Genomic DNA, 15,077 nt, shown 5'->3' with positions numbered 1-15,077 from the left:
CTCTGTGCTATGTTTAGTTCAGGAAATTATTTGGCTAATTCTAAACTTTATGAAATCAATTTGGGCTATTCATTTTCACTACAGAGTTCTTCAAATAAAACAATCCTTGTGATTTCAGAAACTTCTGTGATAACATTCTTAGTTACAACAAAAATGACTTGCGGATTTGTAATATTGTTATAACCGGATGTTGGTAATGGATTGATTTGTTGTTCTGCGTCGTCGATAGTTTCGTAGAATGTTAATTCCAATGCTCTAATTTCTGAAGCTTCTCTATATGATGCGATGCATGCTACATAATTATCAAACACGAATTGAGCTTCATCTTCATTATCAGATTCACATTCCCTAAACTCTACATAATCACAGTTGTTTTCGATATTACAGTTTTTCTTGATTTCAAAACCTTGTAATTCATTGTTTATTATTATCGTATTCTCATCAATAATGGTTGCTGTCCAATCAAAATTCCAATCTTCAGTAATTGAAGAATCTCCTTCTAGATTTATATTTATATGTAATTGTTCTTCTATATATAATGATATCCAGGATGTTCTAAATGAATTTCCATTGTGATAGAAAACACCAGTACCATCGTCATAAAATTTTAAATAGGAGGTGTTATATAGATTATTATTATTTAAAGATTCAATTTTCCAAACACAGTCTTGTTCTAATAAGTCATTGCAATATGATATTATTTGATCCTCAATACAGGCTTCTATAGCTTCTTTCAATTCTAAATTATTATTGATATTAATGGTATTGCCATCATTGGTAGTCCCCGAAATGGGATAACTTAATCCTATTGCGCTTTCATTATCAATTTGACCTAGAAGGGAAACAAATTCTCGATTTTCGTTTATGATTTGACTCTGTGTTATTTCACCATTATCATTATACAAATAAACATTAAATGGATAAATAAAAGTTAGACAGACTACTTCTGAGTTTTCTGATCTGATTTCGGCAACGTCTTTAAGATTGGCATATAATTCAGAGTTTGCATCTATTTTTTCAACAAGCGGTTCAAAAGATTCATTTTCACAAGATGATAAAACAATACACAGGAGTATTAACAATTTTTGTATTCTTTTCATGATTTCATTTTTATGTTGATTCATCCATTTAGACTAGATGCTTCTGAAAGGTTGCGTAACGGACAAATGAAAAGGTGTTTTTATAAGATAGATTGTAAGAATTTTGTGATAATCGCAAAAAAATAAATTTCTATTCGCATTTATCACTTTTGGTCTTGTAATTATCACAATAGTTTTGACTTGTTGAATTTTTAAAAACAAGAAAAATGAAAAATAGCATTGTAATAACATTTGTATTATTGATTTCTCTGTCTTCTTTTAGTCAGCAACGTAAGAAACATATTGGAGCATGGACTTATCATTCTAATAATGCCGATATAATGGGGCTTTCACTTGGGATTGCTCCAAAAGACATGTTAGGAGATACTACCTTAACAAGAACATATGGTATGAAATTAGAAGCACCTGGTTTAGGAATTTTTTATCCAATTGCTCCGAAATCATATCTTTCTGGAGGACCTGATAATGATAATCTTTTAGAAAAAGTATATGGAATTAATTTTTCTGGAGGTAGTCTGGGAGAAATTGCCGTTCATGGGATATCTGGTGCTTTTATAGGGCAATATTTACAGGTTATGAATGGAATAGCAATTGGTGGAATTGCAAATTCTATAGAAGAACAAAATGGGATATCAATTGCCTTATTAGGGAATGAAGTTTATCATGGATTGGGAGCATCGATAGCTTTATCAGGTAATTATGCTTATAGTTATTTAGGTCTTCAAGTAGGAGCGTTTAATGATATTGAGCGTTTTGGTAGAGGAATGCAACTAGGTATATTTAATACTTCTAATGATTATAAGGGAATCCAGATTGGTTTGTCTAATCATGATACTACTACTCATTCTAAATATGAAGGAATCCAAATCGGAATTCTAAATAAAGCAGATAATTTTAGAGGAATTCAAATAGGATTGTGGAACAAAAATGAAAGACGTTCTCTACCTTTTATTAACTGGCAATTTTCTAGGAAAAAAGTGAAAACAAAAACATCTTAATTATGAATATCACTAGCAACTTAAGCATCGAAGGGGATTATGGATTCGAAGCTTTTTATGTACTTACTGGAGACTTGGTTGGTCTTATTCCAGTAAAAGAAAAATTATATACGCGCATTAGACTATTGGACGACAGAACCCTGAAGATTAGTTTAATGAAATCAGAAACTCAAAAAATTAATAAATACATAAAAGGAACGCTAAGAGATGGGATTTTTAGTGTTTCATCTTGTAACAGAATTACTTCAATATTTTCGTTTATTAAGCATTGGCGGACTCAAAAAATAAATGTACGTTCTAGCAAGCAACAGTTATTAATTTTTTTGTCAAAAACAGGGAAAGTACAATTAGGAGTTTTTAAAGATCTTACTTCTAGAAAGAAAAAGTAAGATTAAAATTAATAATATGAGCACAGAACAAGTCTTTAGTTCTGTGTGAATTCTGAGTAATTAATATCATATATACACAATACAATCGAGATATCAAAGCGATAGCCTTTGATCATCCCGCTACTATTGGTATGTCTAATTTTTAAAGAAATAATTATGAAAAAAATAAAGTTTTCTAGAGATGAGGGTTCTGATTTTTATAAGGAACTCAATGAACGAATTAGAAATTATTTTGAAAATAATCAGATTGATAAAACAGGAAATAGAAAGATGGTTTTTAAAATAGCGATGTATTTTTCGCTAGTATTTTTGTTTTATTTTTTGATGCTCATTTCATCTGATTTAGTGGCATTCTTTGTGTTTTACATTGGTTTAGGAATATCAGTGTTATTAAATGCATTTAATGTCTCTCATGATGCTGCGCACGGAGTAGCTGTAAAAAGTAAATTCTGGAATAAACTTCTATTTCAATTAAGCTTTAATCTGCAGGGGAACAATGCATATGTATGGGGTAAAAACCACAATGAGTCTCATCATTTGTATACTAATATAGAAGGAAGCGACATTGATGTACTCAATAATCCTTTGGTACGAATGACAACAGAACAAAGTTTACAATGGTATCACAGGTTTCAGTATTTATATGTTCCTTTTTTGTATCTGTTTTATTCTTTGAATTGGTTTTTGTTTAGAGAATTCTTAATGATTTTTAATAGATCGAGTAGAACAATAAAGATTATGATTCCTACTTGGGAGATTGTCAAGCTTGTATTTTTTAAGATTGCTTATATCACTTATATGATAATCATTCCGGGGATTGTATTACCGTTTGCTTGGAAGTATATTTTAGTAGCTTTTTTATTAAATCATTTCTTAGTATCTATACTATTTACCGGAGTATTAGGAGTATCGCATTTGTCGGATTATGTAGTACATCCTCAACCCGATTCGGAAGGGAAAATTTCTATGAGTTGGCCCAAGTTGCAGATGTGTACTTCTGTTGATTATAATGTAAATAGTAATTTTTTAAATTGGACGTTAGGTGGTTTTAATGCACATGCATTACATCATCTATTGCCTAATATATGTCACATACATTACATAAAATTACTGCCAATATTTAGAGAGGTTGCAAAGAAGTATGGTATCATATATATGGAAATGTCATATAGTCAAGCATTACGCTCACATTTTAGATTTCTGAAGAAAATGGGAACACAATTAGAATTTAAAACCATGTCTTATGAAATCTAAACATATATATAACCCGTCTCACAAAGAATTATTTCTTTTCATTCAGAAGGAGATTGATAGAAAATTAAATTTCTGCCCGAATCGATTTAAAAAAAGGATCGTTTTTAAAGGTTTTGTTTATATAATTCTAACTATTATGGCATATATAAGTCTTTATATTATAAGTGATCCATTTTTATTAATAGCGACTTACGTGTTATTTGGTTTAATTGCATTGTTATTCGCTTTTAATTTTGCTCATGATTTTTCTCACAATACAATTTTTAAAAGTAAAAAACTAAATCATAGTTGTTTTGTATTCCTTTATACAATGGTTGGTGCTCATGCAGAAGCTTGGAAAGATAGACATGTGCATTCGCATCATCACGCGCCAAATGTAGAAGGGTATGATACAGATTTGGAAATAACTGATCTTATTAGGGTGGTTCCCGGAAGTTCTTTGCGATGGTTTCATAAATATCAGCATTGGTATGCTCCAATCTTATATACTACTTATTCATTGTTCTGGATATTTATAAAAGATTTTAAAATATTTTTTAGAAAAACTATCACGGGAAAGAGAAGAACTCAACGTTATAAAATTTCTTTTTGGTGTCAAAAACTTTTTTATGTATCGTACTTAATTGTGCTACCATTATTTTTGACTAATCAAGAATGGTATGTGATTCTTTTGGGATTTATGATGATGCATTTGATACAGTCTTTATTTTTATTATTTACTTTTTTTATGACACATCATATTAAAGGAGTGATGTATCCTAAAACGGATAACTTTGGTTTTATAAAAACTTCGTGGTTAATGAATCAGATAAAAAGCTCTAATGACTTTTATCCTTTTAGTAAAATAGCGAATTTCATATTTGGAGGATTTAATAATCATATTGCACACCATCTATTTCCTCATATTCACCATGTTTATTATCCGGAACTAAATAAGGTTTTATATAATAATTTGATTAAAAATAATATTATTCCTAATCAGACAACATATTTGGGAGGTGTAAAATCCCATCTGTCTCATTTAAAGTATTTAGGAAGTTTATAGGAACTGATAATTATAATAATGAGCAGGCACCTTCAGTCTTCTGGGGGTGTTTTTTTATGTCCTGATTTAGTAATTGTGATTATCACAACAACAAAATTTCACTCTTGTGTTTTTGACAATTGTAGTTATCGAATAGCAAGTATGTTTGAATCACTAAACAATAAAATTTTTATAATGAAAACATTAATTAAACTATTTTTTTTGCTACTGTGTATCTCTAAATATTGTTATGGTCAGGATATAAGATCTGATAAAAAGCCGATTGCTTTTACAAATGGGTTCAGTACGATTGTAAGTGACGAGAGTAATGAATTAGATATTTATGCAGGTGTATTGTTTGAGCGGAAGAATGGATGGGGTTATGGCTTTGATTTTACAAGATCCGCTTATACAGCAGAAAGTACTAAAGGAATTCCTCCAGTTACAGAAATTGAAAATTTTGAAGGTACTGAATTACCCTCCGGAATTGAAAAAAGATTTACTTATAATAGTAAAAGAGATAATAGATTATATTCTTTATCACCTAACGTGTTTAAGTCTTTTGCACTTAATAAAACGAGATCTCTTAGCATATTTGTAATGGGTGGTCCTTCTATTATATATAGTGAAGATTATGAATATACGGCTAAGTATTCTCCTGACTCATCTTGTGGTTTTGGAGGAATTTGTTTTCCTGGAGGAAACTCGGGTCCATCACTGGATTATATGAGAAGTAAGGAGAATAAGAAAATAATTTTTGGAGGATTTTCTAAAATATCTTTAAGATATACCTTTACTAGGGTAGTAGGTGTAGAACTTTCTGCATATGGTAATCTAAATGGAGTAAAAAGTGTATATGGATTACAGTTTGGAGTTGTTTTGGGAAGACTCTTTTGAATTAATCTATTTAACTAGTATTAAAAAACCTTTTAATAATTTTTAGAAGGTTTTTTTATGATGTAATGTTTTGGTTGTATTAATCACAAAGATATGTTTTTACCCTTGCGTTTTTGACAATTGTAGTAGATAAATAGCTTTTATGTTTGAATAACTAAACAAATTTAAAGTAATATTATGATGAACAAATTAGTAACACTTGGTATGATTCTTTTATTAACTATGAATTATGTATTTGGGCAAGAAAGCCTTAAAAAAGAGCATAAATTAAAGGTTAAGTCTATAACTGCTGGTTTTGGGGTTTACCATGCAGATCTTAGAGGTACTGATGATCCTTTTGGATCGAATCAAAATGGTCCCACTTTGTCAGTTGGGTTATCTCTGGCGTATAAAAAACATATTTTTTCGCTAGATGTAGATTTAGGGCTTGACCTGTATCCTGATATCATATTTGAAGCTATTGGTGGAGGCGATAATGAAGAGACTTTTTTTAATAGTTACGATATACTATATGGTAGAGAATTTTCTGTTTTTAAATGGTTTAGAATAGAAGCTCATACCGGTTTAGGGGTGTATCTATATAAGGATTGGTTAGCTTCTGATGGAAGATATGATACAAAAGAGATCATTGGAATCCCCGTAGATCTAAGGTTAATGATTGATTCTTCCAGAGGATTTTCGTTCGGGATCAATCCAGAGGTGAATTTTAATACTATAAATACTACATATATGGGAAGTATGGTATTTCAGTATCGGTTTAATTAAACCTAACTTTATTAATCAAAAAAAAACGCTTATAGTAACATTAGTTATAAGCGTTTTTTTCTAATATTTTGTCGTTTACTGGACTATAAAACGACCGTAAGCTCCTTGTATTTTAGCAATGTAAGTCCCTGTGCTAAAATTACTAATTTCTAATTGACCAATACTACTGTCAATTTCTTTTTTCAACATTAGCCTTCCGTGTAAGTCAAATACTTCTACTTTTCCAATTATCGTGTTGGATTCGATTACAATAGGTTGATTTTTTGCAGGAATAGGATATAATAAAATACCTTTAGAAGAAAGAAGATTGTCATCTACTCCTAGTGTAGCATCACAGGTGGTATCACCATAGATGTTAACTTCTACAATACTTGCAAATCCAGAACCAGTGCTATTTCCGTTAGAAGTAAATTTCACATATCTCCCTGTTGCATTATTAAGGTTAAAAAGTTGTTCTGTATTTTCCGCACCTATTTCAATCATACTATCTTGACCCGTTAATACGCTGGTAAATGGACCTGTTTGATCATCAGATACTGCAATGTCAAAATTAATAGTTCTTTCATCAGCTTTTAGCACATGAATTCCTATTTCACTTAGAACTCTGATACAAGACAGATCGAAAGTTATAGAAACCTCTGGTTCTGTATTGGCATCTCCCGTCCAATATTCTGCGTCGGTTACATTATCATCCCAAGCAAATTGAGGTCCTACATTAGGTTTTCCTGGTTCAGTTCCTATAGCAGTTGCATCAACAATTGTAATTTCTTCCGAAAATATATTAGACTGTGTTATGGTCAACATAGTAGTTAAATCACTTCCTCCAGCTACCTCACTAATAGTAATAGTAGCCGTACGTTGAGCAGATGAGGTGTTTTCTGTGAAATTAGCTGTAATTATTGCAGAGTTGCTTCCAGAAGTTATGTCAAGAGTTAACCAATCCGCATTATCGGTAATTGTCCAATCTACATTAGCATCAATATCAAACAAAGTATTTCCTGAACTTCTTGCTACATTTATAGATGTAGTATTTGTAGTTAATCTAGGACTGTCAATACCGGTTCCACCAAAACCAATTGAAACACCTACATCGGCAGTGGTATAAGGAATACGAGAACCACCTGAATTGAATTCTTCAGCACCTGCATCAAGATTTCCGGATCGATTTCCGCCTAAGATGTCGTTAGTTACAAAAGGATAGTTTCCAACTGCAGCATCAATAGCAGGACTATTACTTCCTAATTCATAATACAAAGTCCCATTTTCTAAGAGTCCATTGGTTACTACTTGATTGTTATTAGTTCCAGTGGTAAGATCCCAAGTTCCATTTTGAGTAATATTCCCTTGATATATGGAAGAACCTATTGGAGCTGTTTGTTCATCAACTGCATTTTCTTCTGTGTTAATCATAATGTTGTTGGCAATTACCAAATTCTCTGGTGCTAAGGTTAAAACAGGATTGCTACTTACGCTAGTCCCAATTCTAAAACCATAATCACAATTAACAAAAGTATTATTTACAATAACTGCATCTTTAACTTGGAAATAACGATTAAGAGGTGAATTTTCTTGTCCATTACTTACATTGATAGCTCCTGCGGTTTTGGTATTCCCTCCATCAGGTTTTTCAGAATTTACTCCTTCAATATAATTATTGTATACTTTATGCCCTTCTCCGATTACACGAATACCACCTGAGAAAAGATTGTTTTCGGCAAAAAAGAAATTGTTATATACTTCGCAATCATCACCATGTCGAAGTGTTAGTGTTCCTTGGTAATCTCTAAAAGTATTGTTGTAATACTTGTTTTCACCACTTTTATTAGAAATGATTTCAACTTCTCCTGACCAATTGTAGAATAAGTTATCATACACTTCAGTATTTGATGGATGTAATGAAGTACTACTATTTCCAATTCTAATAGCATCCTGATCATTTAGGTCATTTACCACACCAACAGGTGTTCGGTCAGCAAAGTAATTATGATGTATTTTTGTAAAATCTGGTTCTGCAAATTCGGTAGAGGTGGCATTTCTATTATCATTTATAATACTTCCTATACCATATTTTCCTTCGAATGAGCAGAAGCTTATTTCATTGTATTGCCCATAGACAATAATCCATTTAAACGTCAATAACTCTTGAGCTGCGGTTCCATTGTAGTTGTCTATTTTAATATTTGTAATAGTACAATTATCACATTCATTATTGCTAGAGTCTCTGAGTTCTATAACAGGTTCAATAGTACTACCATTTACGTCTAAATTAGATGGGTTTTGAAAAACAACCCCTTCAAAAATAATATAAGAACCACCCATACTTACACGTGAGTTGCCTTCAAAAAAAACTGATCCTGGAGTTTCTGCTTGGATAGTAACAGGATTTGTTTCGGTACCATTCTTATTGATGTTGATTTGTACATCGGTCCAAGTGCCGTTTGCTAATGTTATGGTAGTTCCGGCACTAGCATTGGTAATAGCTGTTTGTAATTCTGAATTGTTGTTTACAATCTGAGAGTAGGTGTGATTGTAAGAAGTGATCAATACTAATAAGAAGGTAAACACCTTCAAATAATTGTTTTTCATAATCTAGGGCTTTACTTTTTTTGTTTAAAATTGGTCAACCAATTTGGTCAACCAATACAAATATACTGTTCATTTTCGTAAAACCAATATAATTTATGAAAAAAACAAAAACGCCTTCATAATTTGAAGGCGTTTTTTAAGTGTCATAAAGAGAGTGTGTTAATTCTCTTTTTTATCATTATTTCTTGGTTTTCTATCACCTCTTGGCTTATCATCCCTAGATTTGCTACCTTCAGGTCTTGGAGGTCTAGGTAATAAAGCTTTTCTAGAAACTTTTTCTTTACGAGTTCTAGAATCAATACCGAAATATTTTACATCCATAACGTCACCCATATTTACAACGTCACTTACATTTTCAGTTCGTTCCCAAGCTAATTCAGAAACGTGAAGCAATACTTCATTACCTGGGGCATCCATATATTCTACAACAGCACCAAAATCTAACATTTTAACTACTTTAACTTCATATATGCTACCAACGACAGGTTTAAATGTAATAGAATCAATTTTTGCTAATACTGCTTCAATTCCTTCTTGTCCAGTTCCTAGAATTTCTACAATTCCTTCTTCTGTAACAGGATCTTCATTAATTACAATTGTAGTTCCCGTAGTTTTTTGTAATTCTTGAATTACTTTTCCACCAGGTCCGATAAGTGCTCCAATGTATTCTCCAGGGATTGTTCTGGTAACCATTTTTGGTGCGTGTGCCTTAACATCGTTGTTTGGTTTCTCGATCGTATCAGTAAGCTTTTCAAGTATATGAAGACGTCCGTCACGTGCTTGATTTAAAGCGTTTACTAAGATTTCATAACTTAAACCTTTTACTTTAATATCCATTTGACAAGCCGTAATACCATCAGCTGTTCCTGTAACTTTAAAGTCCATATCTCCTAAATGATCTTCATCACCTAAGATATCTGATAATACTGCGTAATTTCCAGAATCAGCATCAGATATTAGTCCCATTGCAATACCAGAAACTGGTTTTTTAAGTTGTACACCAGCATCCATTAATGCCATTGTACCAGAACATACAGTCGCCATAGAAGAAGAACCGTTAGATTCTAATACTTCAGAAACAACTCTAACTGTATATGGACAATCGTTAGGAATCATACCTTTAAGTGCTCGTTGTGCTAAATTACCGTGTCCAACTTCTCTTCTAGAAGTACCTCGTATAGGTCTTGCTTCACCAGTTGAGAAAGGAGGGAAGTTATAATGAAGATAGAATGTTTCTTCTCCTTCATATGATGGCATATCTATTTGATTAGCTTCTCTAGATGTTCCTAAAGTTACTGTTGCCAGTGCTTGAGTTTCTCCTCTTGTAAATATAGACGATCCGTGTGTAGAAGGTAAATAATCTACTTCACACCAAATTGGTCTAATCTCAGTGGTTTTTCTACCATCAAGACGTAATCCTTCATTAAGTGTTAAATCACGAACAGCAGCTTTTTCTGCTTTCGAATAATATTTAGATACTAAATCTCCGAAATCTTCTAACTCTTCTTCAGAGAAAGTAGCTTTTATCTCTTCTTTGATTTCAGCAAAAGCAGCTCCTCTTTCATGTTTAGAAGAACCTTGTTTTGCTACAGCATATACTTTGTCATATGCCATATCATGAATTTTCTTAGCTAACTCTTCATCATTTCTTTCTGGCTCATATTCACGAACTTCTTTTCTTCCGAAAGCTTCTGCTAATCTTTCTTGAGCAGCACATTGAATTTTTATAGCTTCGTGAGCAAATTTAATAGCCTCAGTCATTTCTTCTTCAGAGATTTCATCCATCTCTCCTTCAACCATCATTACGGAATCAGCCGATGCTCCGATCATCATATCAATATCGGATTCTTCTAATTGAGCTCTCGTTGGGTTGATAATAAATTCACCGTTAATACGTCCTACTCTTGCTTCAGAAATAGCACATTCAAATGGAAAATCAGATAACTGTATTGCAGCAGAAGCCGCTAATCCTGCCATTGCATCTGGCATAACATCTTCATCATGAGACATTAATTGGATCATTACCTGAGTTTCTGAATGATAATCTTTAGGGAATAAAGGGCGTAATACACGGTCAACTAATCTCATTGTTAACACTTCTCCGTCACTTGGTCTAGCTTCTCTTTTGAAAAAACCACCTGGATAACGACCTGCAGCAGCAAATTTTTCTCGGTAATCTACTGTTAAAGGTAAGAAATCTACATCAGCAGCTTTGTAGTTAGAAACTACAGTACACAATAACATACATTTTCCTGATTGAACAACTACAGATCCGTGTGCCTGTTTTGCTAATTTTCCGGTCTCTAGGCTAATTTCTCTTCCATCTCCTAGGTCAATGACCTCTCTATAAACTTTTGGAATCATATTTTTTTTGATTCTAACCTTGTATATCGTCAGTTAATTAGATACTTCGAATATCAAAGGTTTCATTAAACATTGGTTTCCGTCTTACTCGGACGGACAAGGTTGTGTTGTTGTTGTGTAGTTGTGCGACCAATGAAAAACTAAGGCATCGTTTTGATCATCTCTTGACCAAAGCGTTTTTTAATTTAAACTTATTTTACTAGGAATGAATATAATTAAAAAGAGAGGCGTACTGCCTCTCTTTTTTGATTATTTTCTTAATCCTAATTCTTTTACAATTGCACGATATCTCATAATATCTTTCTTAACAAGATAATCTAAAAGATCTCTACGCTTACCTACTAACTTTACTAACGAACGTTCAGTATTAAAATCCTTACGGTTGTTTTTTAAGTGCTCAGTTAAATGAGTAATTCTGTGCGTGAATAATGCAATTTGTCCTTCTGCAGAACCGGTGTCGTTTTTACCTTTTCCGTGTTTTGCGAAGATTTCTTCTTTTGTTTCTTTCGTTAAATACATTCCAATATTATTTTAAATGATTTTTATGTATAAATAGCATTCTGCTATCAGCGTGCAAATATAGTATTTTTTATATTAGAATTGCTTCTTATGAAAAAAAACATGTTTGATTAAACCTTTTGTAAATAATTAGGTCCTAGAGGAGTAACATTAAAAATTAAGATAATGAAGAACAACATTTTAAAATTTGGTTTTATTGCATTCTTTACAGTGGTTTTAGTAGGGTGTAATAGTGAAGAAACAACGGATCAATTATCAATAGATGAAATCGATAGTGAAGAAGCTACGTTAACAGCAACAATAGATGATGGTTCTGAAGTACTTAGTGATCTTACATTACAAGGTTTTGAAGATGAGGAGAGTTTGGCAAAAAGTAATACAAATCGCTTTTTACCTGATTGTGCTACCGTGACTATAGAATTAACTGATACTACAAAAAATGTGACAATAGATTTTGGAGCAGAAGGATGTGAGGTAAGAAGTGGTCATATTGTAAAAGGAAAGATTTTGATGTCTTATGAATTGGATATAGATGCAATGTCTTTATTGATTAACTATAGTTTGGAGGATTTCTTTATTGATGATGTTCAGTTTTCTGGATCTAGAACTATTACTAGGTTAAAAGCTAATGAAAATGGTAATCCGCAATATACAATGAGTTTAGATTTTACGGTAACATTTTTAGATGGTACTCAGGCGTCTAGAACAGGTTCAAAGACTCGTGAATGGATAGAAGGTGCTTTTAATGGTAATTGGGGAGACAATGTTTTCTTAATTAATGGAAATTGGCAAACGAACTTTGCTAATGGTAATATTCATAGTACAACAATTTCTACTCCATTAAGAAGAGAAGCTAGTTGTAGGTTTTTGGTAAGTGGAGTAATAGAATTGGTAAGAACTACATATAGTGGATCTTTGAATTATGGTGATGGATCTTGCGATAACACTGCGACATTTACAAATTCTGAAGGCGAAGAGAGGGAAATAATGTTGTAAATAGTTGTTTTTAGCAGTTAAAGAAGCGCCTTCTATTTCGAAGGCGTTTTTTTTTGATATTATCATACAATCGAGAAAAAAGCATTAAAAAAACCGATTTATACCGAGTTTTTTTAATGCTTTTTTTTAAATCTGATATCTAATTAGAAGATAAAGGCCTATTTAGAATTAAATCTAGATATAAGTTGATTTTTTCTTTAAGATTTTGTCTAGGACTAATGAAGTCCAAAAATCCGTGTTCTTTTAAAAATTCTGCAGTTTGGAAACCTTCAGGAAGTTCTTTTCCCGTAGTGTCTCTAACTACTCTTGGTCCAGCAAAACCAATCAGTGCACCTGGTTCCGCAATGTTAATATCACCAAGCATTGCAAAGGATGCGGTAGTACCTCCAGTTGTTGGATCTGTACATAGTGATATATATGGAATCCCTGCGTCAGCTAATTGGGCAAGTCTAGCAGAAGTTTTTGCTAACTGCATTAATGATAATGCAGCTTCCATCATACGAGCCCCTCCGGATTTAGAAATAATCATAAACGGGATCTTGTTCTTAAGTGCATAATCAGCTGCTCTCGCTATTTTTTCACCAACGACACTACCCATAGAACCTCCGATAAATGAAAAATCCATACAAGCGATTACTAAATCATTACCATTTGATTTTCCAACGGCAGTTCTTACAGCATCTTTTAAATTTGTTTTTTCTTGAGCATCCTTAAGACGATCGGTATATTTCTTTTTGTCTTCGAATTTAAGAGGATCTTTAGAGGTTAGATTTTTATCTAATTCTTTAAACTTGTTATCGTCAAATAGAATTTCGAAATATTCCTTACTACCTATTCTTACGTGATATCCGTCTTCCGGACTTACATAAAAGTTTTTCTCTAGTTGTTCTGCATCTACTATTTTTCCTGTAGGAGATTTATACCAGAGTCCTTTCGGAACATCCTTTTTATCCTCAGTAGCAGTCTGTATACCTTTTTGAGTTCTCTTAAACCAAGCCATAAATTATTTGTATTAAAAAAGCTGAAACTCTTTATTATTTAGAGTTTCAGCTTGGTTTTCTATCTTAATTATAATGTGTTTACATTATTTAAATCTTCAAAAGCCTTTTTAAGTCGGTTCTTAAAAGTGATTTCTCCTTCTCTTAACCATTTTCTAGGATCATAATATTTCTTATTCGGCTCGTCAGCTCCATCAGGATTACCAATCTGAGTCTTAAGATAATCGATTTTACCAGTCATATAATCTCTAATACCTTCGCAAAATGCAAATTGAAGATCAGTGTCAATATTCATTTTTATAACCCCATATCCAATAGATTCTCTAATTTCTTCTAGAGTAGAACCGCTTCCTCCGTGAAATACAAAGTCAATGTGGTTATGTTCTACACCGTATTTTTCCGAAATAAATTCTTGAGAATTTTTAAGAATTTTTGGAGTTAATTTTACATTACCAGGTTTGTATACTCCATGTACGTTACCAAAAGCTGCTGCTACTGTAAATTTATCACTTACTTTACTTAGTTCTTCATAAGCATAAGCAACTTCTTCTGGTTGCGTGTATAGTTTAGAATCATCTACATCACTATTGTCAACACCATCTTCTTCTCCTCCTGTAATACCAAGTTCTATTTCTAAAGTCATACCTAATTTACTCATTCGTGCTAGGTATTCTTTACAGATTTCAATGTTTTCTTCGATAGGTTCTTCTGATAAATCTATCATATGAGAACTATAAAGAGGCTTTCCTGTTTCTTTATAAAATGCTTCTCCTGCATCTAATAATCCGTCTATCCAAGGAAGTAATTTTTTTGCACAATGGTCAGTATGCAAAATTACAGGTACGCCATAAGCTTCTGCCATTAGATGTACATGTCTAGCTCCTGCAGTTGCTCCTGCAATTGCGGCTTTTTGATCTTCATTAGAAAGTCCTTTTCCTGCATTAAATTGAGCTCCTCCATTGGAGAACTGAATAATTACAGGGGAGTTTAATTCGGCAGCAGTTTCTAATACTGCGTTAATAGAATTGGATCCAATTACGTTTACTGCTGGTAAGGCAAATGCTTTTTCTTTGGCATAATTGAAAATAGCCTGTACTTCGTCTCCTGTTGCAACTCCTGGTTTGATGTTGTGACTCATAATTTACTTTTAGTTAATAAGCCTACAAAAATAGTAAAATAATACGGAA

Annotated in this window: 13 protein-coding genes; 7 read left to right on the top strand and 6 right to left on the bottom strand. The window is 32.4% G+C overall.

The features are described from left to right. Nucleotides 1-65: 65 nt before the first annotated feature. Nucleotides 66-1,100: a hypothetical protein gene (locus tag NMK29_RS15885; protein ID WP_108802309.1), complete on the bottom strand. Its 1,035-nt coding sequence runs from the start codon at nucleotides 1,098-1,100 to the stop codon at nucleotides 66-68. Between the two features lie 206 nt (nucleotides 1,101-1,306). Between NMK29_RS15885 and NMK29_RS15880 the strand changes: the two genes are divergently transcribed. The 6 genes from NMK29_RS15880 (at nucleotide 1,307) to NMK29_RS15855 (ending at nucleotide 6,427) form a co-directional block, all read left to right on the top strand. Next, nucleotides 1,307-2,098: an LA_2272 family surface repeat-containing protein gene (locus tag NMK29_RS15880; protein ID WP_108801871.1), complete on the top strand. Its 792-nt coding sequence runs from the start codon at nucleotides 1,307-1,309 to the stop codon at nucleotides 2,096-2,098. A 2-nt stretch (nucleotides 2,099-2,100) separates the two neighbouring features. Continuing rightward, the gene (locus NMK29_RS15875) at nucleotides 2,101-2,487 is read left to right on the top strand and encodes a hypothetical protein (RefSeq protein ID WP_108801870.1); all 387 of its coding nucleotides are present in this window, start codon (nucleotides 2,101-2,103) and stop codon (nucleotides 2,485-2,487) included. Nucleotides 2,488-2,643: 156 nt separating this feature from the next. Continuing rightward, nucleotides 2,644-3,741, top strand: coding sequence for an acyl-CoA desaturase (locus NMK29_RS15870; protein ID WP_108801869.1), 1,098 nt, complete (start codon nucleotides 2,644-2,646; stop codon nucleotides 3,739-3,741). Continuing rightward, nucleotides 3,731-4,786 carry a fatty acid desaturase gene (locus NMK29_RS15865; RefSeq protein WP_108801868.1) on the top strand — a complete coding sequence of 352 codons (1,056 nt, stop codon included), beginning with the start codon at nucleotides 3,731-3,733 and terminating at the stop codon, nucleotides 4,784-4,786. Before NMK29_RS15870 ends, NMK29_RS15865 begins: the two co-directional genes overlap by 11 nt. A gap of 174 nt (nucleotides 4,787-4,960) precedes the next feature. Beyond that, on the top strand, nucleotides 4,961-5,662 hold the full coding sequence (locus NMK29_RS15860) for a hypothetical protein (protein ID WP_159092081.1): 702 nt from the start codon (nucleotides 4,961-4,963) through the stop codon (nucleotides 5,660-5,662). A gap of 180 nt (nucleotides 5,663-5,842) precedes the next feature. Then, nucleotides 5,843-6,427 (top strand): hypothetical protein, encoded by a 585-nt coding sequence (locus NMK29_RS15855; RefSeq protein ID WP_159092080.1) that lies wholly within the window; start codon nucleotides 5,843-5,845, stop codon nucleotides 6,425-6,427. Between the two features lie 75 nt (nucleotides 6,428-6,502). Here the strand turns inward: NMK29_RS15855 and NMK29_RS15850 are convergent, their stop codons facing one another. The 3 genes from NMK29_RS15850 to rpsO form a co-directional block, all read right to left on the bottom strand. Further along, the gene (locus tag NMK29_RS15850; protein WP_108801865.1) at nucleotides 6,503-9,013 is read right to left on the bottom strand and encodes a chondroitinase-B domain-containing protein; all 2,511 of its coding nucleotides are present in this window, start codon (nucleotides 9,011-9,013) and stop codon (nucleotides 6,503-6,505) included. Nucleotides 9,014-9,172: 159 nt separating this feature from the next. Further along, on the bottom strand, nucleotides 9,173-11,377 hold the full coding sequence (locus NMK29_RS15845) for a polyribonucleotide nucleotidyltransferase (RefSeq protein WP_108801864.1): 2,205 nt from the start codon (nucleotides 11,375-11,377) through the stop codon (nucleotides 9,173-9,175). Between the two features lie 249 nt (nucleotides 11,378-11,626). Beyond that, nucleotides 11,627-11,896 (bottom strand): 30S ribosomal protein S15, encoded by a 270-nt coding sequence (gene rpsO, locus NMK29_RS15840; RefSeq protein ID WP_027395738.1) that lies wholly within the window; start codon nucleotides 11,894-11,896, stop codon nucleotides 11,627-11,629. Nucleotides 11,897-12,061: 165 nt separating this feature from the next. Between rpsO and NMK29_RS15835 the strand changes: the two genes are divergently transcribed. After that, entirely contained in the window at nucleotides 12,062-12,892 is an 831-nt protein-coding gene (locus tag NMK29_RS15835; RefSeq protein WP_108801863.1) for a hypothetical protein, read from the top strand. Nucleotides 12,893-13,031: 139 nt separating this feature from the next. On the opposite strand, the gene accD is transcribed toward NMK29_RS15835, so the two are convergent. Continuing rightward, the gene (accD, locus tag NMK29_RS15830) at nucleotides 13,032-13,892 is read right to left on the bottom strand and encodes an acetyl-CoA carboxylase, carboxyltransferase subunit beta (RefSeq protein ID WP_108801862.1); all 861 of its coding nucleotides are present in this window, start codon (nucleotides 13,890-13,892) and stop codon (nucleotides 13,032-13,034) included. 68 nt (nucleotides 13,893-13,960) lie between these two features. Next, nucleotides 13,961-15,028: a class II fructose-bisphosphate aldolase gene (gene fbaA, locus NMK29_RS15825; protein ID WP_108801861.1), complete on the bottom strand. Its 1,068-nt coding sequence runs from the start codon at nucleotides 15,026-15,028 to the stop codon at nucleotides 13,961-13,963. Nucleotides 15,029-15,077 lie beyond the last annotated feature (49 nt).

It is taken from the genome of Aquimarina sp. Aq107, assembly GCF_943733665.1.
Taxonomy (GTDB): domain Bacteria; phylum Bacteroidota; class Bacteroidia; order Flavobacteriales; family Flavobacteriaceae; genus Aquimarina.
This window is presented reverse-complemented; position numbering and strand designations above follow the sequence as displayed.

Excerpts from the sequence above, each read along its gene's own strand:
- rpsO (WP_027395738.1), bottom strand. The coding sequence starts at position 11,896 with ATGTATTTAACGAAAGAAACAAAAGAAGAAATCTTCGCAAAACACGGA.
- NMK29_RS15850 (WP_108801865.1), bottom strand. The coding sequence starts at position 9,013 with ATGAAAAACAATTATTTGAAGGTGTTTACCTTCTTATTAGTATTGATC.
- NMK29_RS15865 (WP_108801868.1), top strand. The coding sequence starts at position 3,731 with ATGAAATCTAAACATATATATAACCCGTCTCACAAAGAATTATTTCTT.
- NMK29_RS15835 (WP_108801863.1), top strand. The coding sequence starts at position 12,062 with ATGAAGAACAACATTTTAAAATTTGGTTTTATTGCATTCTTTACAGTG.
- NMK29_RS15855 (WP_159092080.1), top strand. The coding sequence starts at position 5,843 with ATGAACAAATTAGTAACACTTGGTATGATTCTTTTATTAACTATGAAT.
- NMK29_RS15845 (WP_108801864.1), bottom strand. The coding sequence starts at position 11,377 with ATGATTCCAAAAGTTTATAGAGAGGTCATTGACCTAGGAGATGGAAGA.
- NMK29_RS15885 (WP_108802309.1), bottom strand. The coding sequence starts at position 1,100 with ATGAAAAGAATACAAAAATTGTTAATACTCCTGTGTATTGTTTTATCA.
- accD (WP_108801862.1), bottom strand. The coding sequence starts at position 13,892 with ATGGCTTGGTTTAAGAGAACTCAAAAAGGTATACAGACTGCTACTGAG.
- fbaA (WP_108801861.1), bottom strand. The coding sequence starts at position 15,028 with ATGAGTCACAACATCAAACCAGGAGTTGCAACAGGAGACGAAGTACAG.
- NMK29_RS15880 (WP_108801871.1), top strand. The coding sequence starts at position 1,307 with ATGAAAAATAGCATTGTAATAACATTTGTATTATTGATTTCTCTGTCT.
- NMK29_RS15860 (WP_159092081.1), top strand. The coding sequence starts at position 4,961 with ATGAAAACATTAATTAAACTATTTTTTTTGCTACTGTGTATCTCTAAA.
- NMK29_RS15870 (WP_108801869.1), top strand. The coding sequence starts at position 2,644 with ATGAAAAAAATAAAGTTTTCTAGAGATGAGGGTTCTGATTTTTATAAG.
- NMK29_RS15875 (WP_108801870.1), top strand. The coding sequence starts at position 2,101 with ATGAATATCACTAGCAACTTAAGCATCGAAGGGGATTATGGATTCGAA.